General features: G+C 56.4%; 20 protein-coding genes. 14 read left to right on the top strand and 6 right to left on the bottom strand.

Annotated elements, in window-relative coordinates:
* The first annotated feature begins 559 nt into the window (after positions 1-559).
* The 10 genes from ACFSE1_RS08305 (at position 560) to ACFSE1_RS08260 (ending at position 12,336) form a co-directional block, all read left to right on the top strand.
* A complete protein-coding gene (locus ACFSE1_RS08305) occupies positions 560-1,243 on the top strand; it encodes a helix-turn-helix transcriptional regulator (protein WP_377399151.1) in 684 nt (227 codons plus the stop codon).
* Positions 1,244-1,970: 727 nt separating this feature from the next.
* Positions 1,971-2,951, top strand: a complete 981-nt coding sequence (locus ACFSE1_RS08300; RefSeq protein WP_377399148.1) for a UDP-glucuronic acid decarboxylase family protein — start codon at positions 1,971-1,973, stop codon at positions 2,949-2,951.
* A gap of 1 nt (position 2,952) precedes the next feature.
* Positions 2,953-3,936 (top strand): UDP-glucose 4-epimerase GalE, encoded by a 984-nt coding sequence (galE, locus tag ACFSE1_RS08295; protein ID WP_377399145.1) that lies wholly within the window; start codon positions 2,953-2,955, stop codon positions 3,934-3,936.
* A complete protein-coding gene (locus ACFSE1_RS08290) occupies positions 3,933-5,786 on the top strand; it encodes a glycosyltransferase family 2 protein (RefSeq protein ID WP_377399143.1) in 1,854 nt (617 codons plus the stop codon). The genes galE and ACFSE1_RS08290 overlap by 4 nt, the downstream gene beginning before the upstream one ends.
* Positions 5,783-6,286, top strand: a complete 504-nt coding sequence (locus ACFSE1_RS08285; protein WP_377399140.1) for a DUF995 domain-containing protein — start codon at positions 5,783-5,785, stop codon at positions 6,284-6,286. Before ACFSE1_RS08290 ends, ACFSE1_RS08285 begins: the two co-directional genes overlap by 4 nt.
* A gap of 5 nt (positions 6,287-6,291) precedes the next feature.
* Positions 6,292-7,236, top strand: a complete 945-nt coding sequence (locus tag ACFSE1_RS08280; protein ID WP_377399137.1) for a glycosyl hydrolase family 5 — start codon at positions 6,292-6,294, stop codon at positions 7,234-7,236.
* 255 nt (positions 7,237-7,491) lie between these two features.
* Positions 7,492-8,667 (top strand): plasmid partitioning protein RepA, encoded by a 1,176-nt coding sequence (gene repA / locus ACFSE1_RS08275; protein WP_377399134.1) that lies wholly within the window; start codon positions 7,492-7,494, stop codon positions 8,665-8,667.
* Entirely contained in the window at positions 8,664-9,659 is a 996-nt protein-coding gene (gene repB / locus ACFSE1_RS08270; RefSeq protein ID WP_377399131.1) for a plasmid partitioning protein RepB, read from the top strand. The genes repA and repB overlap by 4 nt, the downstream gene beginning before the upstream one ends.
* Positions 9,660-9,813: 154 nt before the next feature.
* Positions 9,814-11,106, top strand: a complete 1,293-nt coding sequence (gene repC, locus ACFSE1_RS08265) for a plasmid replication protein RepC (RefSeq protein WP_377399128.1) — start codon at positions 9,814-9,816, stop codon at positions 11,104-11,106.
* 135 nt (positions 11,107-11,241) lie between these two features.
* Positions 11,242-12,336: an RHE_PE00001 family protein gene (locus tag ACFSE1_RS08260; RefSeq protein ID WP_377399125.1), complete on the top strand. Its 1,095-nt coding sequence runs from the start codon at positions 11,242-11,244 to the stop codon at positions 12,334-12,336.
* A gap of 39 nt (positions 12,337-12,375) precedes the next feature.
* On the opposite strand, the gene ACFSE1_RS08255 is transcribed toward ACFSE1_RS08260, so the two are convergent.
* The 5 genes from ACFSE1_RS08255 to ACFSE1_RS08235 all read right to left on the bottom strand — a co-directional run bounded on the left by ACFSE1_RS08255 (position 12,376) and on the right by ACFSE1_RS08235 (position 17,513).
* Complete coding sequence (locus ACFSE1_RS08255; RefSeq protein WP_377399790.1) at positions 12,376-13,161, bottom strand: SDR family oxidoreductase; 786 nt, start codon at positions 13,159-13,161, stop codon at positions 12,376-12,378.
* A 76-nt stretch (positions 13,162-13,237) separates the two neighbouring features.
* A complete protein-coding gene (locus ACFSE1_RS08250) occupies positions 13,238-14,197 on the bottom strand; it encodes a sugar-binding transcriptional regulator (protein WP_377399122.1) in 960 nt (319 codons plus the stop codon).
* Between the two features lie 21 nt (positions 14,198-14,218).
* Complete coding sequence (locus ACFSE1_RS08245) at positions 14,219-15,685, bottom strand: FGGY family carbohydrate kinase (RefSeq protein ID WP_377399119.1); 1,467 nt, start codon at positions 15,683-15,685, stop codon at positions 14,219-14,221.
* Positions 15,686-15,747: 62 nt separating this feature from the next.
* Positions 15,748-16,704, bottom strand: coding sequence for a transketolase family protein (locus ACFSE1_RS08240; protein WP_377399116.1), 957 nt, complete (start codon positions 16,702-16,704; stop codon positions 15,748-15,750).
* Positions 16,704-17,513, bottom strand: a complete 810-nt coding sequence (locus ACFSE1_RS08235) for a transketolase (protein ID WP_377399113.1) — start codon at positions 17,511-17,513, stop codon at positions 16,704-16,706. Before ACFSE1_RS08235 ends, ACFSE1_RS08240 begins: the two co-directional genes overlap by 1 nt.
* A gap of 216 nt (positions 17,514-17,729) precedes the next feature.
* Here ACFSE1_RS08235 and ACFSE1_RS08230 point away from each other — a divergent pair, with 216 nt between their 5' ends.
* The 4 genes from ACFSE1_RS08230 (at position 17,730) to ACFSE1_RS08215 (ending at position 22,121) form a co-directional block, all read left to right on the top strand.
* Positions 17,730-18,707 carry an ABC transporter permease gene (locus ACFSE1_RS08230; protein WP_377399110.1) on the top strand — a complete coding sequence of 326 codons (978 nt, stop codon included), beginning with the start codon at positions 17,730-17,732 and terminating at the stop codon, positions 18,705-18,707.
* Positions 18,708-18,830: 123 nt separating this feature from the next.
* Positions 18,831-19,760 carry a sugar ABC transporter substrate-binding protein gene (locus ACFSE1_RS08225; protein ID WP_377399107.1) on the top strand — a complete coding sequence of 310 codons (930 nt, stop codon included), beginning with the start codon at positions 18,831-18,833 and terminating at the stop codon, positions 19,758-19,760.
* 79 nt (positions 19,761-19,839) lie between these two features.
* On the top strand, positions 19,840-21,318 hold the full coding sequence (locus ACFSE1_RS08220; RefSeq protein WP_377399104.1) for a sugar ABC transporter ATP-binding protein: 1,479 nt from the start codon (positions 19,840-19,842) through the stop codon (positions 21,316-21,318).
* A 14-nt stretch (positions 21,319-21,332) separates the two neighbouring features.
* Positions 21,333-22,121, top strand: a complete 789-nt coding sequence (locus ACFSE1_RS08215; RefSeq protein ID WP_377399101.1) for an SDR family oxidoreductase — start codon at positions 21,333-21,335, stop codon at positions 22,119-22,121.
* Positions 22,122-22,256: 135 nt separating this feature from the next.
* Here ACFSE1_RS08215 and ACFSE1_RS08210 read toward each other — a convergent pair whose 3' ends face one another.
* The gene (locus ACFSE1_RS08210; protein ID WP_377399787.1) at positions 22,257-23,177 is read right to left on the bottom strand and encodes a transglycosylase SLT domain-containing protein; all 921 of its coding nucleotides are present in this window, start codon (positions 23,175-23,177) and stop codon (positions 22,257-22,259) included.
* Between the last annotated feature and the right edge of the window lie 368 nt (positions 23,178-23,545).

Below are 23,545 nucleotides of genomic sequence, written 5' to 3'. Positions count from 1 at the left end.
TCCCTTTGCCTTGATAGCCACGAATTGTGATTAGCCCTTCCAGCTCAACTTTTGCCTGAACTTCATCCGGGTGGGCGAAATCCACTTCGATTTGATTGAATGATCCGAAGCCAAAAATTGCGGTCGCGCTCGGGCTTCTTTGCGAAAGAACAACTATCGGCTAGGTGCTTCAGATGCGAGCCGGGAGGAGTGTTACTTTCAGTCAGGGCAAGGGCCGCCTAAGCGATTTGGGGTATGCAACCCGATACAATCTTGAGCCGAAGATCAACCTGTGTTGACATCTTCTTGGTTAACAACGAATCAGCTCGAAAAATCAGCGCGCTAGATCGTGTATTTCGCCGAAAGCAATAGCGTACAGGCGAAACTAACCCAAAATGGTGATTGGTACCCCCAATAATTTCATCTAATATTGATAATAAATAACTAATAAGGCGTGACACCAGTATTGAAGTATCAAGTCGGTCTGTTTCATCGGGGGGCAGGAATGTTTATGACAGAGTCTCATGACCCTAGAAAATCCAGGGGTTTCGCTCGCAGAATTGAGAGTGGAATCATCATCATGGTTGCAGATGATAATTTGCTCGCGGAATGTATTGTCGAAGTACTATCCAGAAATTTTCCCGAGCGTAACATCCTGCGGATGAAAACGGTCCATGACCTCGACCAATCCGAGCTGGATGAGACGCAACTTGTTTTGCTGTACAGGCCGGATGCCACGGACGTTCTTCATATCATCGACAGGTTTGAAGACCGTGAGACAAGCGCCTCGGTTGGTATCGTGGTGGAAAGTCTGGATGTCGCGGAAGCACTGCTCCGCTCTCTGCCAGAAAATGATGTCATAGATGGTATAGTTCCACTGGACATGCGGTTGGATGTCTTTCTGGCAACCATCCAGCTTCTGGTGAAAGGCGGAGAGCATTTTCCCTCCGCGCTGCTACAGCGTCTACGCAAGTCCAACGAGCCTGGAACCATGCGCGAGCTTGCCAATGGTCAACGCCCCCCACAGACGCCGAACTTTGCAAAGCTTCCCACCGGGGCAATGGCCCTGACCACTCGCGAGGTTCAGATTCTGGATCTTCTGTGCATGGGAGCGCAAAACAAGATCATCGCGGATCGTCTTCGCGTCTCCGAAAATACGGTCAAGGTGCACATTCGAAACATCTACAAGAAGATGCATGTGCGCAATCGCACCGAGGCTGCTTCACGCTTCTTCGATATGGACCGAAAAGGCGGCAACAATTGACAAACAAGACGAATAGGCGGTTGAGCTATCAGTTGCCGGATCTCCTCCGGTGACACTCTGAAGATCTAGCCTCAATCAGTTTGCGGGCCCTGTCCGAGCACATATTGCAAGCGGACAGGAGCAAGGGCCTCCCTGGAGCCCGGCGAATGCACTACCGAAGTACGCAGCGTGCCTTTTGGCCAAACCCGCTCGGTGTACAAACATAGGGCGAGGCCGAAAAGATGCGTGGCGCTGCCGGCGTCAGCGCTGCGGTCTGCATAGGGTCAATCTGGTTACGGCTTTCAGCCTTCACAATAGGCTTTTGTGGGCCGCGCGCCGTTGCGGATGGCAATGCGGCGACCTCGACCTGCCGGATTGGAGGAACAGGTATCGCCGAACAGGAGGCGACAATCGTCAATGTCGCCATCAAAGCCAATAGATCTGGATGTACCGCCAACGCGTTCTCCTCGTTGTCCCGCCTGGGCCTGAGGCTGTTTCTCCTCGGCCGCCATGAGCGGCTGAAAGTATTAGGCCGCGCAGCAAGCTACCTAAATTAGTTATAACATTATTGATTATTGATTAACGTCCGGCGACGTGGCTGAATAACCTTCTGATTTCCGCAGTATCGCCGGTTTTAACGGGGCGCTTTACGCCACGCTGAGCCTCCTTTGCGTGCAGTAACCGTGTTGGAGTAGGTACCATGAGTCGAATACTTTCCGTCCGCGACGGCTTTCAAAGGGAAGCTGGCATGAGAATAAGGACTGATGCTCTGGTTCTGGGTGGGGCTGGCTTCCTCGGATCTCATCTCTGTGAGCGATTACTCAGCGAAGGCCTCAACACGGCCTGCATTGATAATTTTTCCACCGGACGAAGGACCAATGTCAGCCATCTGGTAGGCCGAACCAATTTCCAGGCAATTCATCACGATGTTCGCCTGCCCTTTCGAGCGGAAGCGCCGCTGATCTTTAACCTCGCCTCCCCTGCATCGCCTATTGATTACCAACGCGATCCGGTTGGGACGCTGACCACGAATGTCATCGGAGCGATCAACTGCCTCAACCTGGCGCGACGAAACGATGCCGTCATTGTCCAGGCTTCGACATCAGAGGTTTATGGCGATCCGGTTCAGCATCCGCAACAGGAAGATTATTGGGGCAATGTGAATCCGATTGGACCCCGCGCCTGCTACGACGAAGGCAAGCGAAGCGCGGAAACCCTCTTTTTCGATTACCGCCGTATGCATCACCTCAAGATCAAGGTTATCCGAATTTTCAACACCTATGGCCCGCGCATGCGGCTGGATGACGGCCGTGTCGTGTCGAACTTCATCGTTCAAGCCCTGAAGAATGAAGACATGACGATCTATGGCGATGGTTTGCAAACGCGATCGCTTTGCTATGTCGATGATCTTGTCGAGGGGTTCATGCGCATGAGCAGATCGCCCGATGGCATCACTGGTCCGACAAATCTCGGAAACCCGGTTGAATATCCCGTTCTTCACCTGGCGCGAATGATACGAGACCTGACCGGCTCGCGGTCGCGTATCGTTCATCTTGCAGCCGCGATTGACGATCCTCGCCAGCGCAGACCGGATATTTCAAAGGCGCAGGCCGAGCTGGCTTGGCATCCAACCGTGCACCTGGAAGAGGGACTGCGAAAGACGGTGCGCTATTTCGATCGGGTGCTGGCCAAAGCCAATACCGCACCAGAAGCCGCAGAGGTGGCGTGACATGAGACGGTACGTCCTCGTGACCGGGGGCGCTGGCTTCATTGGCAGTCACATCTGCAAAGCCCTGCACCTATCCGGGTTTACCCCTGTCGCACTCGATAATCTTTCGACGGGCCATGCGGATGCAGTTCGCTGGGGGTTACTTGTCGAGACGAATGTTGGAGATCTTGAGAAGGTCGCAAGGGCACTCGAAACTTATCGCCCGGTGGCTGTCGTGCACTGCGCAGCAAGTGCCTATGTCGGCGAATCGGTGAGCAACCCTCAACAATATTACGAAAACAACGTCTTGCAGGGGCTCGCACTTCTTTCTGCATGTCTACAGACAAGAACACTAAATGTAGTCTTTTCAAGCAGTTGCGCCACTTATGGAGCGTGTGAGCAGCCTTTGATCGACGAAACAACACCACAAACGCCAATCAATCCCTATGGCCGCACCAAGCTGATATTGGAACTCGCACTGGAAGATTACGCAATGGCCTATGGTCTGCGTTATGTTGCGCTGCGGTACTTCAACGCTGCCGGGGCAGACCCCGATTCCGAACTTTTTGAGAGACACGATCCGGAAACGCATCTTATTCCGCGTGCGCTGATGGCGGCGAGTGGACAGATCGACGCTCTCGACATCTTCGGTACCGATTACGCGACACCGGATGGAACCTGTGTACGGGATTATGTGCATGTTTCCGATCTGGCGGATGCGCATGTTGCAGCGGTGCGCCATCTGGAAGGTGGTGGCGGGGCCCTGCGTCTCAACCTTGGTACCGGCATGGGCCATTCTGTTTTCGATGTCCTCCGCACCATAGAGACGCTGACGGGAAGATCTGTGCCTTTCTCTGTGGGACCGCAAAGAGCAGGCGATCCGGCAGCGCTGGTGGCCGACCCCCGTCAAGCACAGCGGATGCTGAGATTTTCGCCTGAGCGATCCGACTTGCGAACAATCGTCTCCACTGCGGCACCGGGCTTTGGTTTGAGGATGCGGCCATGAGTCAGGTGCCTCTCCTCGCCGAGGTCCATCTCGTTCCCGTGTTCCGGGGCCGCTCCCGTTGGGTCTATGTCCTGTTCATTTTTCTGTGGCTGGCCGCACTCCTGAATTTCTGGCTCTGGTGGCTCGACCCTACACACATCGATCGCTTGCCGACCTTCTTGCTTCTCACACTTGTCATGGCTTGGATCACACTTGTTCCAGCCTATTTCATTCTCCTCTTCTTCTTTGCCAAACGGATCGATCCCGGCGCGCCTTTGGCGCATGGCCGGATAGCAATGGTCGTGACAAAGGCCCCGTCTGAGCCGTTCACTGTCGTCAAACGCACGCTTATTGCGATGAAGCACCAAGACTGCCCTATACGACCGGATGTGTGGCTCGCTGATGAAGCCCCCTCTGATGAGGTCAAAAACTGGTGCTCGGAAAACGAGGTACAGATCTGCAGCCGCAAAGGGGTTACAGCCTATCATCGGCGTGAATGGCCCAGACGCACGCGCTGCAAGGAAGGCAACCTCGCCTACTTCTACGATACCGTAGGATATGAGCGCTATGATTTCGTCGCACAGTTCGACGCGGATCACGCGCCAACCCCCGGCTATCTTGCAAACATTCTCAAGGCCTTCAACGATCCAGGCATCGGTTATGTATCTGCCCCCAGCCTATGTGATGCAAATGCCGCACGCAGTTGGGCTGCCAGAGGGCGCCTGTATGCAGAAGCCAGCCTGCATGGCGCGCTTCAGCTGGGATATAACAATGGCTGGGCGCCTCTGTGTATCGGCTCCCATTATGCGGTCAGAACCGCTGCACTCAAGGAGATCGGTGGTCTTGGCCCTGAACTGGCCGAAGATCATTCGACAACACTGATGATGAATGCCTTCGGCTGGCGCGGTCTGCATGCAGTTGATGCGATTGCCCACGGCGACGGGCCAGAGACATTCAGCGATCTGATTGTCCAGGAACTGCAATGGGCGCGCAGCTTGATGACGATCCTCCTGCGCTACTCGCCTCAATATGTGCCGATGCTTCCGGCTCGCCTGCGCTTCCAATTTCTCTTCGCACAGCTCTGGTATCCACTTTCATCGCTCTTCATGGCAGTGATGTTCAGCCTTCCGCTGATTGCGCTGGCAAGCGGTCATCCGCTTGCATCCGTCACCTGGCCGGAATTCATGGTCCATTGTCTGCCAATATCAGCACTCTTGATCCTGGCCGCCTTCTTCTGGCGGGCAAGTGGCGTTTATCGCCCCGCCAATGCGAAGCTCTTCGGGTGGGAGGGCATAGCCTTCGTGTGTCTACGCTGGCCCTGGGCACTTCTCGGCTGCATCCTTGCCCTTGGCGATCACCTGCGAGGCGGCTTTGTGGACTTCAGAATTACACCGAAAGGGCAGGGGGCGACATCTCCCTTAACTGCCACGGTTCTTGCGCCCTATCTCGGCCTTTCTATGCTGAGCTCGGCGGTCATCTGGTTCGCCTCGAAGGACGGCGCCGCACATGGCTTCTTCATTTTCGCCTATCTGAATATCCTGGTCTATGCCGTGGGGTGCTGCCTGATTGTTTCGCGGCACCTCCTTGAAAATGGCCGGGCCGCATTTTCAAAAGCGCGACAAAGCATTGCCCTGACCGCCACAGCCTTCATTACCGCTCTGGCGCCTCTCGGCGTTGTTACTGAACAGGCACCACTGGCAGTGGCCTCACTGGCCGAGGGACAGAATTTCGTTCGCCTGACGCAAACGCAGTTCAAGGTCGCCGGTGCCGGGCTTGGCGGCAAGTCCACGATCCACAAGTTCCGAGTTCATTTGGTCGGCCCCTGGAATGAAGGAAACTCCAGTTTAAGGGCCGGGGAGGGCAGAACATGAAGCATCTTGCAAAGCTCTTGGTTTCGACACTGGCGATGACCTTTTCATTCCTCGCTCCGGCCGGCGCAGGGGCGACAGACCGCGTTGTCGTGCCGCTCTCCGCCCGCGAACTGACTGAACTTTACGGCGACAAAACCTGGGTCTGGAAAGCTGGCGGCGGCAGATTGTCGACGAAAGGAATGAAATTCAATGCCTATACCGCCGAAGGGGGAAAGCCATCTATCGGCATCGGTCGCTGGACAGTGGATGACAACGGCAAGCTCTGCATGTTTGCGCGGTGGACAACGCGTGAAGGGAGCGCGCGAGCGGCCACCTGCTTCGGCCATATGCGGGCAGACAAAGTGATCTTCCAGCGACGCCACCCCGCTGGCAACTGGTACATCTTCCGCCACGCCAAGATCCGGCCAAAAGACGAAATTCGGAAACTATCCGGTGCCGATACGGTATCGGCACCGGCATCGCGCTTCCAGCAATCGCTGAGGCTCAAGCCAAAAGGGTGAGTGTCATGTCACGGTTTTCCAGAAGACAGTTCTCCATTGCCGCCTTGTCGATGGGCGGCTTGGCTGCATCCGGCGCCTTAACCCGTACCGTCGCCAATCTGCCAAGCCAACAGACAATCCGGGACAAGCGCCCGATACTGAGGCAGGACGGGCTCGCCTTTGGTGCCTACGATCCGTGGGGTGATTTCGGCGGTCAATCCGGCGTGAGCACTGAAGCACTCTTTCTTCCATGGGAAGATGTTGATCTTGCCTCCTTACGCGCTGCCGATAGCTACGCCGCCGAGCGCAATCGCAACCTGCTGATTACGGTGGAACCTTGGTCATGGGATGAAAACTGGCGGGTCTCGAGCGACGAACTCAGGCGGCGCGTCCTTAACGGGACCTATGATGGAAACATGCGAGAAATCTCCAGAGTGGCCGGAAGCTTGAGCCGCCCGGTCGTCATCCGCTGGGCGCAGGAGATGGAAGACACTACCGGCCGCTTTTCCTGGTCTGGCTGGCCGCCGGAAGACTTCCAAACGGCATGGAGGCGCATGATTGGGATTGTGCGACAGGAGGCCCCTAATGCCCGCATCATGTGGTCGCCCAAGGGCCTGCCCAACCTTGCGGCCTACTTCCCGGGGGGTGATCAGCTGGACCTTATCGGACTTTCAGTCTTTGGACTGGAGCAATATGATGAGCTTTCCTTGGGCGGGGCGAGGGCATTCGTGGAGGCACTCAAGCCGGGCTATGATCTCGTACAGCCTTTCGGCAAGGAAGTCTGGGTTGCCGAACTGGGGTATGAGGGCAGCGACGCTTATGTTTCCAACTGGATGAACGATGCGACACTGCGCCCTGCGGAGATGGATCTGCTCACAGAGGTCGTCTATTTCAATGATCGAGAAGTGCACCCTTGGCCCTTGAACCTCGGGCAGCCCGATTGGCGCGTCGTGCGGCAGGCTTCGCTTTGAACGACGGCGCCACACGAAGATACTGAAGCAACATATCCAGAACGCCACCTGTTCCCCGCGGGGAACAGGTTATCGCGTTCTCACAGCAGTTCCCCGCGGGGAACTTTTGGCCCATTCCTCCTCAATCCGAATCGATATAAGTTTGTAGTTGCGCTGAAATGGCGAAGTTTCGATTTTTTCCGAAACATCGCCTGCGTTGACGAGCTGTTAACCAAGGCTGACTTTATCTGATCGCATGAACCGAGGAACCGAATCGTGAACCGCCACCTAAGTAGCCTTGATTTTATGCAGAGCTTCTCGACGAAGCTCGATAGCGCACTGCAAAGCCTTTCGCTTGCGCAATATCCGCCTGACTCCTTGCGGGAGATGCGCCTGTTTCCGGCAGCGGAAGTGGCTCAATTACTGGATGTCTCTGAGGCCTATATTCGCCAGATCGTTCAGAAAGAGAAGGGACCAACCCCTGAAGTCAGCGGCAATGGTCGCCGCATGTACACGCTGGAACAGATCCTCGAACTGCGGATGATGCTCGCCGAAAACGGACGCAAGAAGTGGATGAACCCACGCCGCGTCGAAGGCGAGGCTTGCCAGATCATCTCCGTGACCAATTTCAAGGGCGGGTCCAGCAAGACATCCACGACCATTCACTTGGCACATTATCTCGCCTTGAAGGGTTACCGCGTCCTGACACTCGACCTTGACCCACAGGCGTCCTTGACCAGCCTATACGGCACGCTGCCCACATTCGACCCCAGAAGCGACGATACCTTCTACGCAGCAATTCGCTTTGAGAACCCACGCCCGACACGCGAACTCATTCATAAAACGCATATCGTTGGCCTCGATGTTATCTGCGCAGGGCTGGAACTGACAGAGTTCGAAACAGCAGTCGCATTGGAAATGCGCAAAAGCGGCACGAGCTTTCTTCTGCGTGTTTCCCAGGCACTCGAGCAGGTCTCGGATGATTACGATATCATCCTCATGGATTCTGCCCCGTCACTCAACTTCCTGACCCTTTCCTCACTGACCGCTGCGACAGGCGTGATCATTCCGGTGCCGGCACATATGCTGGATGTGGACGCGACCGGAAAATTCCTGGAGCTTGCATCATCCTATATGCAGATCCTCAACGATATCGGCGCTTCCGTATCCTGGGACTTCGCCCGCTTCCTGATTACCAAATTTGAACCGAACGATCACCCGCAAGCCAATATGGCCGCTCTGATGCGTCAGGTGTTTGGAGAAAACCTTCTCCTCAACATGATGATCAAATCGACAGCCGTGGCGGACGCTCTGACCTGGAAACAGAGCCTGTATGAAGTTCAACGCAGCCGGTTCTCTTCACCGAAGACCTATGACCGCGCCATTGAATCACTGAACGCAGCCAATGAAGAGATTGAAAAACTCATCTGGTCTGCATGGGGGCGTGTATGAGCCGTAAAGATTCCAAGGGCATGTTTGCGAATGTGCTGGGGCAGATGCAAGCGCCTGCCCCAGCAGCGCCTCAGCCTGCCGCACCGCCTTCGCAATCTCCTCATCTCAAGAAAGTCGCAGATGGCATCCGCCAGATGCAGGAGAGGGGTGAGATCCTGGATCGCCTGTTGAAGGAAGGTGATCGCATCGCCGAGATCGATGTCGATCAGATTGCTGAATCGGCTATTCAGGATCGCTTCGATGGTGCCTATGACGACGGTGCCATGGCGGAAATCCTCGAGTCGATGCGGCAACAGGGACAGATCGTGCCCGGTCTTGTCCGTCCGCTCTCGGATGGATCCAAGCCCTTTCAGATCGTCTATGGGCGTCGCAGGCTCGCTGCCGCGCGTGAGCTGGGCATCAAGTTCCGCGCCATCGTCAAGGAACTGAGCGATGAACAGGCCATCATCTATCAGGGTGAAGAAAACACAAACCGTGATGATCTCACCTTCATCGAGAAATGCAGCTTCGCCTATGCGCAGGAACAGGCCGGCTTCAGTCGTGATGTCATCTGCGCATCGCTCTCCACCGGAAAATCGCACATATCTGAGATGATCCGAATTGCGTCGGTCATCCCGGGCGATGCCTTGCGTCTGATCGGCCGCAGCCCTGATAAAGGCCGCCGGCGTTGGATGGAGCTTGTGGAGATCTGGCAGGAAACGCAGAACGCTGCGCAGCGCGTCGAGGCATCTCTAACACGTGCCAAGGACGGAGCAGACCGGTTCTCATTGGCTCTCGCGGCTTTGAAAGCAGAGCAGGAAAGTGCGCCGAGCCGAGCCGGTACGCGTGAAATCCATGCGGGCGGTTTGATAATTGGAACCATCGCGCATTCGCGATCTGGCTCCAAGATCAGCTTCAACAAAACAGTGCCGGTAGGCTTTGCCGAGTTCATCTCGGAGCAGCTGCCGCATCTGCACTCGGAATATCTGAAACAGTCAGGAAAGGCTCAGTAGCAAAAGAAAAAGGCCCCCCAAACGTTTCCGTCGTGGAAGCCCTTCTCATATCCTTAAGCAAGACAGAGAATCGCATTTTCACGAATCGCAGTCAAGAGTTTTTGGCACCGTTTTGGTGAGCGGATTTCTTTTGCCTTGTGGAAGGTGAAGGAAAATGCAGAGCGACAAGATAACGACGCCCTTTGGGCGGCGGTCGATGACGCTTGCCTTGGTAAAACGGCAGATGATGAGTGCCGAAACCAAGGCGAGCCTCTCTGTCGACAAATGGAAGGTCTATCGGGACATATGCGAAGCACGTGAGAAACTCGGTCTGCAGCACAGGGCTCTGGCAGTTCTCAATGCACTGCTTTCCTTCTTCCCTGACAGCGAGTTGAAGCCTGACGGCATGTTGGTGGTGTTTCCATCCAACGCCCAGCTCTCTGCCCGCTCTCACGGAATTTGCAGCCGCACGCTCAGACGTAATCTTGCCGCCCTGACGGAGGCTGGAGTGATTGAGCGCCACGATAGCCCCAACGGCAAACGCTACGCCCATCGCAACAAGACCGGATCAATAGAGATCGCATTCGGCTTCAGCCTGGAACCGCTTCTCAAGCGAGCGCATGAGTTTGCTGAAATGGCAGAGCAGGTTGCCGAACAGCGCATGCAACTGAAGCGCAGCAAGGATATGCTTTCTCTGTGCCGTCGTGACATCCGCAAACTGATCGCTATCGGAAACCTCGCATCCAATGAAAACTCCGAGGCACGGCTGGACTCAATTCTTGCTCAACTTCCACGGACTGCAAATCTGGCGCAGATCGAGTCCGTTCTCCGCCAACTGCAAGTTCTCAAGGAAGAGGTGATCAACACCCTGAAAAAGGAAAAGAAATTGGATGTTTTGTCCGTCAGTGACGGTCACAATGTCCGTCACATAGAGGAGTCAGAATCCGAATCTCTTCCTGAATCTGAAAACGGCGAAGCACTGAACGCAGAGAGAATGCCACAGGCTCATGAAGATAATGCGAAGCGTTTGACGGTTTCTCCCTCTATTCCACTGGACATGGTGCTGCGTGCATGCCCGGAAATAATCAATTACAGCCCGCAAGGCATCATCAGAACATGGCACGATCTAGCGTCTGCTGCGTCTCTCGCACGCTCCATGCTCGGTATTTCGTCCCATACCTATCATCGTAGCGTGACAGTGATGGGGCCGATGAACGCTGCCATCGTCCTTGCAGGCATGCTGGAAAAACTGGACAGCATTCAAAGTCCTGCGGCCTATCTGTGCGATCTGTCGAAGAGGGCGGAGCGGCAGGGCTTCTCACCAGTGCCCTTGGTCATGTCGCTTCTAAGGGCCAAACACATGCTCAGCAAAACAAGCATGGCCTGTAAAACCCCGGACGCACTGGCTAATACCTCATCGCATCCAAGACCTGTGGTTCGAATCAGTGGAAGTTGCTATGGTGAGTAGAGGCGATGCATTGCGATTGAGACACGTCCATTCTTCAGGAATGCTACCCAAATCCACTAGAAATGGGGCGTCAGCCGGTGACGGACACAAACTCTCATCTAGCGTCCGTTTAGGGTTTCGTTTACCATAATTTCAATGGCTTACATTCAACCCAAATTCGTACTTGATGAACTGCTTGACCCACTCGTGAGAGCATCAGCCGATCTATGCAGGCTCGATGAACGGTTAGCCCGGTCTCCCATTCAAGAGGGTTTTGTGGAACGCACTCACTTCGCTGACGCATGCGCTTCTCTCTGGGTTGACGGTGAACTTGTCCATGCAGAAGAACTTGTGCTCCATGATGCCGGACAGGATGTTCGTGCGCCCAGCCATGAATTGACGATTGCGAGAGAGGTGCTTCGCGCGAGGCGCCGCCTTGCTCAAGAGACGGGAGAATGGGCGCTGACGGCAAGCGGTATCAACGCACTTCGCCGGTCGGAGCAGGGTGAGACAGTCACGATACAGCAAGCAATCCTGCGCACGGTGGAGAATACGCGAGTACCAGAGGACGACGGCTTTGATCCTCTGTCGCGAGAGATCGCAGAGATGGACGCCCTGTTGGCACGAACGGAAGCGGTCTTGCGAGACACGGGTCTTGCTTCACCCCAGGCGGCGACACGAGATCCGGTTGTTTACGATATGGACTGGAATGAAGACGGACGGTTGGCGCAATGGCTGGATATAGTGCCGCATGTTCAATCACGCCCGGCAATGCTGCAGGCCGTTCTTCTCCTTGATGCCTGGAACAAACTGGAGGTTTTTCAGAGACAGGCGTGGTTAGGCCGGCTTCTCGTGGCTTCAAGCCTCAAAAGGGCAGGGTTTGTGTCTTTGCTGCCGGGTCTGAATATCGGCTTGAAGTCGATAGGCCGCGAACAACGAACGCACCGCAAGGCGGAGGTGCGCCTTGGCGCCTTTCTACGCGCGATACAGATTTCCGCCGAACAGGGATTGAAGGAGCATGACCGCTTGCTTCTGGCCAAGCAATTACTGGATCGGCGTCTGACGGGACGCAGGTCTTCGTCGCGATTGCCGGAGGTGGTTAAAGTTGTGCTGTCGCGGCCGGTAGTGTCGACGGAAATGGTTGCGCAGGCTGCCCAGATTACGCAACGGGCAGCCCTTCGTCTGATTGAAGAACTCAATCTTCGTGAAGTCACGGGGAGGGGACGTTTCAGAGCCTGGGGGATACTGTGACAGCCCGTCGGCGATTGGATTGCCGCTTCCCGGTCTCTGTCAGGACATAATCAGCCCACCGTCGACATTGATTGTCTGGCCGGTGATATAGTCTGCATCACGCGATGCGAGAAAACTGACGAGACCAGCGACCTCTGCAACAGTGCCTGCCCTTTGCATCGGAATGTTCCTGACCCATTCTGCCATGAGTTCGCCCGGCCCGTAATTGCCCAGCATCTTTCCCCAGACGCGGTCGTTATAGTCCCACATGTCGGTGTGAATAATGCCGGGGCAAATGGCGTTGACGGTGATACCCTCTGCCGCAACTTCCTTGGCGAGACTTTGGGTGAGGCCGACCACACCGAATTTTGATGCGGCATAATGGGGTGTGTAGATGAATCCCTGCCGCGCCTGGCCGGATGCGGTATTGATCAGGCGACCTTTGGTGCCACTTGCCCTGAACCGCCGAATGGCCTCCTGACAACACAGAAACGCACCTTTGGTGTTCACCTCCATGTTGAGGTCCCACTCATCTGCCGTGAGGTCTTCAACCTTGGAAATGGTAATCACGCCAGCGTTCTGCACCGAGATTGAAAGGGGCCCAAGTGCTGCTTCCGCTTCTCCATAGGCGGAGCGGACGGCCTCAGCATCGCGGACGTCAAGGGTGAGACCAAGAGTTTTCACGCCGGTCTCCTCACTCAACTGGCGGGCAATCTCTGGTGTGTTCTCTTCAAGTGCGGCGATGGCAAGCCGGGCGCCTTCCTCCGCGAATCGACGGGCAATCCCGTAACCGATACCCTTGTTGCCGCCCGTTACAAAAACGACCTGTCCCTCGAAGCGCTTCATCATCCTCCCTTTCGTCTTCCCTTAGCATTCCCGCAAGACGGAATAATCCGAAATGCTTCCTCGTTGTTCTGAGTGCTTACCCTGGCATCGCGACAAGCCGCTCTGCCGTAAATTTGTCTGTGACGAGAACGTCGATCACCCCGGTTCTCAAAGCACCCGCAATGGCCTCGGTCTTCTTCTGTCCACCGGCAAGAGCAATGACACGCTCGACATTGTTCAGGTTTTCCAAAGGTAGTCCGATCACCCGATCATCTAGGGGCGTTTTGACGGATTTGCCGTCCTTATCGAAAAAGCGCAGCGAGATGTCTCCGACAGCTCCAGCCTCGGCCAAATCTGACAATTCGCGAGATGAGAATATGTTTCCCGAACGTGCCAGAAGCTCCGATGGCTCGACCGCGCCGATGCCGACAATAGCCAACGATATGCTGCCGAATAGGTCGGTGGTTTCCCGCACGAACGGGTCGGAAAGCATCAGGAGCTTTGCTTCCCGCGAGGAGGCAAGGCCTTGCACAGGCAGAAGCTTGGGTTCCGCGCCAGTCAATCTGGCAAGCCTGGTGGTCAATTGCGTTGCATGGGTCTGAACGGAAGGATCCCCCATGCCCCCCAGGGTCTGGACCACGTATTTTGCAACAGCGCCTTTCTGCGGATGAATGTTTTCAACCATCTTGAAGATGGTCTGGCTCCAGCTTGAAACGCCGATAACTTCCCCGGCGGAAAGGGTTGCTTCGAGCAAATGCGCTGCCGCTTCCCCGATACGAGACATGATGGCGCCGTCGCGATCTTCTGAGCAGTCCACGACAATGGCTTCCGGGATCGCGAAGCGTTCGCGCAGTCCATCCTCCAGATGGCTGAAAGTGCCGGCAGGCGGGATGACGCTGGTGCGCACGATGCCTTCCGCCTCTGCCTTTTTCAGCATGCGCGAGACGGTAGCCTGAGACAGATGAAGATGTTCGGCAATGTCCGCCTGTCGCTTTCGCTCGATGTAATACATCTGCGCCACGCGTGTGATCAGCCTGAGTTCATTGATGCGCCCCACGTTACCCTCCGGTGTGAATGATTATTCACGTTTAGCGGTTGTGGGGGCGAAGGTCGAGCGGGCAACAGCATCGCGCCATGTCGTCAGCAGCGTTTCCCGGTCTTCCTGCTGGGGTTCGATCACGGTACCGCCAGCAGACAGAGCGGCAATCTCCTCCAGGCTCTTCCAGAGTCCAATGGAAAGGCCGGCAAGATAGGCTGCACCGAGGGCCGATGCCTCCGGTGCATTGCGCTGAATGATGTTGCGATCCAACATAGTGGCCACGCATTGCATCAGGAAGCCGTTTTGACTGGGACCGCCGTCTACAAAAAGCCTGCCCATTGGTTCCGGCGATTGAGCCTGCATGCAGGCGATCACATCATGCACCTGAAAGGCAATGGAATCTGTTACAGCGCGGGCCATTTGCGCACGACTGGTAGAAAAGTTGATTTGCGAGAAGAGCGCGCGAGAGGCCGTATCCCAATAGGGGGCACCGAGCCCAACGAATGCTGGCACGAAGCCGGGGCCACCGGGTGCCGCGGATGCAGCCAGTTCGCAAAGTGCTGCCACATCGGGAAGCCCGAGAATTTCCGTCATCCAGGGAAGGCTTGCTGCGGAAACGAGAATATTGCCTTCAAAGGCAAAGGTCGGCTTTCCGTCGAGCCGCCATGCAACGGTTGTCGTGATGCCATCCCTCGGTGCCACATAGGACGACAACGTGGACATGATCGAAGAGCCGGTGCCAAAGGTCACCTTCCCATCGCCTGGATGGAATGCGCCGTGACTGAAGAGGGCAGCATGACTATCGCCGATCGCTGCGGCAATCGGAATCCCGTCCTTCAAACCGGGTACCCCGGACGTCACGCCGAATTGGCTGGCGCTATCGCGGACGTCGGGCAGGCAGGATGGGGCCACCTCGAAAAGCTCGCAAAGTTCCTCGCTCCACACCTGTTTTTCCAGATCCAGAAGCTGGCTGCGGGCAGCATTGGCGGCATCGCAGGCATGATGAGCCCCTCCGGTCATTCGGTGGATCAGCCAGGAGTCTATTGTCCCAAGCCTGACAGTCTTTCCTGCAGGCGCTCGCTCCAGAAGCCAGCGCATTTTTGAACCGGGGAACATGGGATCGAGCGGCAAGCCAGTCAGCGCCATCACGCGGTCAGAATGTCCGACTGATGAAAGCCGTGCGCAGTCGTCGGCAGTCCGGCGGCACTGCCAGCTCAGCACAGGCCCCAGAGCTTCCCCGCTCAGAGCGTCCCACATGGTCACGGATTCGCGCTGGTTCGAGATTGCGACGGCTTCAATCTCGATGTTTGCCTGACCGTCCAGGCAGATCGCGATGGCTTCGCAAACGGAGGCCCAAATGCGATCCGGGCTCTGTTCGACCCAGCCTGGCTTTGGATAGGAGATGCCGACGGCAGAGGAGCCGCGCGAGAGGATCTCGCCTTGCTCCGAAACCAGAATGGCCTTTGAATTGGTTGTGCCCTGATCAATGGCAAGAATGGCCCGCACGCAAAATCTCCGCTTCGTTAAAAAGGCCGGCTGCAAGACCGGCCCTCGTACCAGATGTTGAATTACTTGCGCTTGAGAAGAGCAAGTGCCGCTTCTACGATTGAAGGCGCCGCCATGCCGAATTCATCCAGCAGAAATTCGGCAGAGCCGGTATGAGCATAAACACCGGGTACTCCCAGACGCTTCATGGGCACCGGGGCTTGATCAACGACCACCTCTGCAACAGCAGATCCAAGGCCCCCGAAGATCGAATGCTCTTCCGCTGTCAGAATGGCGCCGGTCTCATGAGCGGCGGCCACAATGGCCTCTTCATCAATAGGGCGAACCGTTGCCATGTTGAGAACGCGCGCTTCAATGCCATGCTGTGCAAGGAGTGAAGCCGCCGTCATCATGCGGTGGGTCAGCGTGCCGTTTGCAATCAACGTCAGATCCCTGCCTTCCCGCAAGAGATTTGCCTTGCCGGGCACGAAAACATGCCCCTCCGGCAGAAGATCGGGCACGCCAACGCGGGACAGGCGCAGGAAGCACGGACCATCGTAATTCGCAGCCCACTCCACGGCCGCTGCCGTTTCGATGCGGTCGCAGGGTGCGATCACCGGTAGATTGGGCAGAACGCGAGTCCAGGCAAAATCCTCGATGGAGTGATGCGTTGGTCCGAGTTCCCCATAGGCCATGCCGGAGGATATGCCGATCAACTTCACATTCGCGTTGGAGTAGGAAATGTCGGCCTTGATCTGTTCCAGCGCGCGCCCTGTCAGGAAGCAGGAGGCACCACAGACGAAGGGCAGGCGGCCGCCATTGGCAAGACCTGCACCGACGCCGACCATGTTTTGCTCGGCAATGCCGACATTGACCAGGCGGTCCGGGAACTTGGTCTTGAAGCCGCCAAGCTTTGAGGAGCCAACGGAGTCATTGCACACTGCAACGATGGCCTCGTTTGTCGCTGCCAGCCGCTCGAGTGTTTCAGCAAAGGCATCGCGGCAATCATGCAGCTTTCCGGTGGGGGCAAGAGCATTCATCAGTTGGACTCCGACAGTTCTGCAAGGGCAATTTCGTACTGTTCCCGGTTGGGAACCTTGTGATGCCAATCCACCCGGTCCTGCATGAAGGAAATGCCATGGCCCTTGTTGGTATGGGCGACAATGCAATGCGGTCTCTCGCTCCGCTTCTCCAGGGCGGGAACGATCTCAGACATCCTGTTCCCGTCGATTTCCGACACGTCCCAACCGAAAGCTTCAAGCTTGGGGCGAAGAGGTGCGATGTCATTTGTATCGGCGAGAGCTGCGCCCTGCTGGAAACGGTTGTGATCGATGATCAACGTCAGGTTATTCAGGGCAAACTGCGCGGCTGCCATAATGGCTTCCCAGTTTGAGCCTTCCTGCATTTCTCCGTCGCCGGTCATGACATAGGTATGGTAGCCCGCACCGCTCAGCTTGGCGGCCTTGGCCATGCCCACGGCAACCGGAAGGCCGTGACCAAGCGGCCCGGTGTTTGTTTCCACGCCCGGAACCTTGTTGCAGTTGGGATGGCCGTTGAGGCGTGACCCGGGCTGAAGGAATGTGCTCAATTCCTCCTCCGGGAAGAAGCCACGCTTTGCCAGCGTCACATAAAGTGCACAGGCCGTGTGACCCTTCGACAGCACAAAGCGATCGCGCTCTGGATGCCTTGGTTGATCGGGATAGATCCGCAGCACCCGGAAGTACAATGCGGTCATAATGTCGATGGCAGACATTTCACCACCGATGTGGCCCGCACCCGCTTCAAAAACGGCTTGAAGATCGCGTCTGCGGATTTGGCGCGCCACGCGCTCCAGTTCTTGCGACTGCATGAAAACCTCTTAATGCATAAATATGCGACTAGCGATATTTTTGCACGAACTGGATTCGAGTCAACCCGCCGGACAAAAAATATAATTTGCGCTGAGACTGAAAAGCCGTCCTGAACCGAGTTGACAGCCTCAGCAGGCATTGCTATCGAATTAAATAACAAACGCGAATATTTATGCAGATCGGCTGTTGCCTATGGCTGCTGATCGGGAGGACAGATGGTTTCGCTGGATGTAAAACAAGCAACATCAACACGAAAAGGCCTCGCCTGGCTATCTGGCGCAACGGGGCCGCTGCTCGGGCTTGTGGCGCTCTGCTTATTCCTGAGCGTCATGAGTGACAGTTTCCTGTCCTTGCGCAACGGATTGAACATCCTCGATCAGATCACCGTGCTTGGTATCATGGCCGTCGGGATGACCTTCGTGATCCTGATCGGCGGCATCGATCTTTCTGTCGGTTCAGTGCTGGCACTTTCGATGATGGTGATGGGCTGGACGGCCAATGTGGCCGGGCTGCCTATGGCGGTGGCCATTCCATTTGCGCTTCTGGCTTCCGCCCTCAGCGGTCTTGTGATCGGATTGATGATTACGCGTTTCCGTGTGCCGGCCTTCATTGCAACGCTTGCCATGATGTCTGTCGCACGTGGCGTCGCCAACATGATCACCGATGGCCAGCAGATTGTCGGCTTTCCCGATTGGTTCATGATGCTGGCCATTGACCGCCATTTCGGCATTCTCACAGCAACTGTCTTCATCATGTTGATCGTGGCTTTGGCCGCCTGGATTTTCCTGCAATTCCGTGCGGAAGGCCGCATGCTCTATGCTGTGGGTGGCAATCCCGAAGTGGCTCGCTTGGCCGGTATCAATGTGCCGCGCGTCACTGTCGCAGTTTATGTCCTGTGCTCCATGCTGGCTGGCCTTGCCGGTATCGTTCTGGCCGCGCGTCTCGACTCGGTGCAGCCTTCCAGCGGTCTTGGCTATGAGCTGGACACGATTGCAGCGGTGGTGATTGGCGGAACGTCCCTTTCAGGCGGGGCAGGCGGGATTGGCGGAACGCTGATCGGCGTCCTGATCATCGGTGTCCTGCGCAACGGGCTTAACCTTCTCAACGTCTCACCGTTTTTGCAGCAGGTTATTATCGGCGTGGTGATTGTCATTGCCGTCGCTGCAGAAACCCTGCGCAAGCGCAGCCGCTGACCTTAACACTGGCGGCAACTGCTTGCCGCCGACCCAATTCCCTCCCTGAATGGGGGAGGGCGTCGCAACGGCCATGAGGGGGGAGGTTCTAACCTTCAGGCCGATCAACCCCAGGAGGAAAACATGAAATTCGCACGCATCCTGCTCGCCTCTGCCGCCGTTCTGGCTGTTTCGCTTGGTTCTGTTCAGGCCAAGGAAGCCAAGAAGATCGGCCTGGCCGTCGCCAACCTGCAGGCAAACTTCTTCAACCAGATCAAGCAGTCGGTAGAGGCGGAAGCCAAGAAGCGCGGGCTTGAAGTTATCACCGTTGATGCAAAGGGTGACGGCCCAACCCAGGTCAACCAGATCCAGGACCTGTTGACGCAGAATATCGATGCCCTCATCTACATTCCAGCCGGTGCCGCTGCAGCCACCGTGCCGGTGAAGCTAGCGAAGGCCGCAGGGGTTCCGGTTGTGAACGTTGACCGCAACGCCGATGGTGCTCCCGGCGATACGTTCATCGCCACGGATTCCGTTTCTTCCGCAAAGGCTGTGTGCGATTACATCATCAAGCAGGCTGGCGGTAAGGGCAAGATGGTCATCATCCACGGCCAGAAAGGCACGACGCCTGAAGTGGACCGCACAAAGGGTTGCATGGAAGCGGTCAAGGCCAATTCCGGCGTAAAGATCGTGGCTGAGCAGTGGTCGAACATGTGGAGCCAGGACGAAGGCTTCCAGATCATGCAGAACATGCTGCAGGCCAACCCGGATGTGAACATTGTGTTTGCCCAGGCTGACGGTCTGGCGCTTGGCGCTGCCCAGGCTATCAAGGTGGCCAATCCTTCCCAGAAGATCGTGGTTGGCGGCTTCGATGGCGATACCGCAGCGCTTGAAGCCCTCAAGAACGGCGTTTTTGATGTGACGGCAACCCAGCAGACGCAGAAGATGGGTCGCATGGCTGTCGAGATGGCGACGAAGCTCGTGGCTGGTGAAAAGGTTCCCGCTGTCCAGCTTCAGGATGCGACGCTGACAACCAAGGACAATGTTGCCGGCTTCATCGCTGAACATCCCTGATAACCTCCCGGACGGTCCCGCTTGCATGAGCGGGGCCGTTTTCTTGACCAAAGGCGATGGCCGCTTGAGGAGAATGGCTGTGAAAGAACCGCTTCTGAGCTTGAAGGGCGTCAGCAAAAGCTACGGCCCGGTGCAGGTTCTGCATAAGATGGATCTGGACATCTATCCCGGCGAAGTGGTGGCTTTGCTTGGCGAGAACGGTGCCGGGAAATCAACGCTTTCCGGCATTATTGCCGGATCGAGAACGCCATCTGAAGGCAGCATGACCTGGCTGGGCAAACCCTACGCCCCCGCCTCGCCCAGAGAGGCAATCGACAAGGGCGTTGTCCTCATCCACCAGGAACTCCAGCTTCTGCCAGAGCTTTCCATTGCAGAAAATGTCTTCATAGGCAGATGGCCGATGAAGAACGGCGTACTGGATCGCGCCGATATGGTGCGGCGGGCCCAGGAGCAACTGGCACGTCTCAACCTGCACATTCCGGCAACGCGCAAGGTCGCAGGGCTCTCAACTGCCAATCAGCAATTGATCGAAATTGCCAAGGCATTGGCGCTCAATGCCAGACTTATGATCCTCGACGAGCCCACTGCCGCACTGGGCGGTGCCGAAACCGAAGCGCTTTTCGAACAGGTCCGCAAGTTACGGGCGGAGGGTGTCGGGATCATCTATATCTCGCACCGTATGGAAGAGATCGCCAAGATTGCCGATCGCATCGTGGTTCTGCGCGATGGTCATCGCGTCAATGAATTTGCCGATAGCAAGACCCCGGTACGCACCATTGTCGAAAGCATGGTAGGCCGATCTCTGGAACGCATGTTCCCGCCTTTGCCCCAGCCGGAGAGCCGCAAGGTACTCGAGGTCAAGAGCCTGACTGGTGCGGATGGCGCATTCGAGAATGTGAGCTTCGACGTTCATGAAGGTGAAATCCTCGGTATCGCGGGGCTGATCGGTGCGGGGCGCACCGAGCTCGTGCGCTGCATTTGCGGCGCTGATCCGGTTCGTGGCGGTGAGGTTTGTCTGAACGGCGAAGTGCTGAAGCTTTCAAGTCCCGCCGATGCAATCGAAAAGGGCCTCGTGATGGTGCCGGAGGATCGCAAGCTGCAAGGTCTCGTCGTTCAACACCAGATCGGTGAGAATGTAGCCTATGCCAATCTCGATCGCTTCGAGGGTGGCTGGATAACCCGTTCCAAAAAGTCCGCGCTCGTCGACAAGGCTATTTCCGCCTTTGGGGTGAAGGGCAAGGCCGACCAATCGGCTTCCGATCTTTCCGGCGGAAATCAGCAGAAGGTCGTGATCGCAAAATGGCTGATCCGCAATCCGAAGGTCGTGGTGCTGGATGAGCCCACGCGTGGTATCGATGTCGGCGCGCGCGCTGGTATCTACGACATTATTTCCGGTCTCGCGCGGCAGGGCGTCGCCGTCATCGTGGTAAGTTCCGATCTTGAAGAAGTGCTGGGTGTTTCCAACCGCATCCTCGTTCTGGCGCAAGGCAGACAAACCGGCATTCTCGATCACGATAAAGCGAATGATGTTTCAATCATGGAATTGGCAACACTGTAAGGAAAGGAAGCCAAATGTCCGACATTCGGCTCAATGCACCTCAACTTTTCGATCTGTCGGGCCAGGTGGCGCTGGTCACCGGCGCTGGCAGCGGCATCGGCCAACGCATTGCCATGGGGTTGGCACAGTGCGGGGCCGATGTTGCGCTTCTCGATCGTCGCACCGATGACGGTTTGAAGCAGACAGCGGACTTCATTGGCAGGACGGGCCGTCGCTGCATCGAAATCGCCGCCGATGTCACCTCCAAGTCTTCGCTTGCAGAGGCAGTGGAACGTACGGAGGCTGAGCTGGGGGCGCTGTCGCTTGCGGTCAATGCTGCCGGAATTGCCAATGCCAATCCGGCGGAAGAGATGTCGGAAGAACAATTTCAGACCATGATGGACATCAATCTGAAAGGCGTCTTTCTGTCGTGTCAGGCGGAAGCGCAAGCCATGCTGAAACATGGGCGGGGGGCAATTGTCAATATTGCGTCCATGTCCGGCGTCATCGTCAACCGGGGCCTGATGCAGTGCCATTACAATGCATCCAAGGCTGGCGTGATTCACATGTCGAAATCCATGGCTATGGAATGGGTCGGCCGTGGTATTCGCGTCAACACCATTTCGCCGGGTTACACGGCCACGCCTATGAACACGCGCCCTGAGATGGTGCATCAGACCAAGCTCTTCGAAGAGCAGACACCCATGCAGCGCATGGCGACCGTTGATGAAATGGTTGGCCCTGCCGTTTTCCTGCTCTCGGATGCGGCAAGCTTTGTAACAGGTGTCGATCTTCTCGTGGATGGCGGCTTCTGCTGCTGGTAGGCCGCTTCCCTTAAGGTTTACGGGCGTTAGTATCTGCTTTTATCTGTGCGGGGCTGCGCCAGCAGTTTTGCGTGGGACCGTGAAAATGCAAAGAGATAGAGCGTTTCGGATGATTTCGTTTCACCCGGAACGGCTCTAGTTCGCAAAGACGGTGCAGGCACCTCCGGCCGCCTCTATAGCCTTGCATAGCTCGTTTGCTTGTGCCCGCGTCTCGCGTCCTATTCTTGCCGCGTAGCGCGGGCGGTATCCAAAGTTTCCGCCCCTTTGCCGAACGATGAGGGCCCGCTCCTCATTCAAGGGTGCCGGAAGGCTGTTGATGGCGCGGGCGAACAGCCGGTTGACGATGGCCGGTCTATGATGGGCAGACAATTGAACTCCCCATGGCGCCCAGTCCGCCCCATTGGCAAGAACGGGTTCGTTCATCCGGCGGGTCTCTGCCAATGTGGTGCAGGCCTTCAAGAAGGATTGCGTCTCATCGAGTTCCGGTGCGGCAACCTTGGGAGGGTTGTCGCGCCAGGTTTCGATCGGATGGCCAGTGATTGCAAACACATAGTCCCGGGTTTCGAGAGGCAGACGGCCTGCAGAGAGATAGCGTGTGAGCCCGTTTTCGCCCGCATTGTAAGCGGCGGCAGCGAAACCGAAATTGCCGTATTCCCTCTCTAGGGCCTTGAGATAACGCGCCGAGGCATCAAGGGCGTCGAGAACGTGGAAGCTGTTTTTCAAGCCATGCAGCCTGGCCGTTCCAGGCATGAACTGTGCAATACCCTCCGCGCCTTTCGGACTGACCGCTTCCGGTCTGAACAGGCTCTCACGCCAGATCAGTCTGGCAAAGAAGGCCGGCGGTATCTCGTTTTCCCGAGAATAGAGGTCAATCGCGGCGCACAGGTCACTGTTGAAGCTGGTCTTGTGGATGCAAAGGCTGCGCACACCTCTTTCCTGGCTATAAAGACACTCCTCTTGTTCGCCCTCTGCCTGCGCGATAGCTCGCTGCGCTGCCGACAGGTGGTTTGCCGGGAGGTTGGTCAGCGCCAAAATCACACCGAGCAACTTCACTATGAGCGTTCTGTCAGTGGTCAAAAGATCACCCTATGCGTGTTATCATTTTGACAGCATCTGATGGTGATGAGCTTTGTTGCGTAATTCGCCTGGTCCAAGTGGCATCCCTTCTTGCCCAGAAGGATAGGTATGCTGTGAACGCTTCTCCGTTACCCTGTCGCATTTAGTAAGACGATAAGAATATTCTTAATGATTAACCTGTTGTCAATGAGAGTGGCCTAATTATCGAGGCGGCAGTTAGACAGAAGCTGACGGAAATACGGCTGAACCAGGCGCATCAGACGATCGCCAAAGAGACACGAGCGATAGAGCCGCCTAGCCGGTGGATCGTTCAGACGCTGGCCTTGGTTCGAGCGTGCCCCCGTCGG

It is taken from the genome of Affinirhizobium helianthi (assembly GCF_042680945.1).
Taxonomy (GTDB): Bacteria; Pseudomonadota; Alphaproteobacteria; order Rhizobiales; family Rhizobiaceae; genus Neorhizobium; species Neorhizobium helianthi.
Note: the sequence above shows the minus strand (reverse complement) of the source record. Positions and strands in the feature narration are given on the sequence as shown.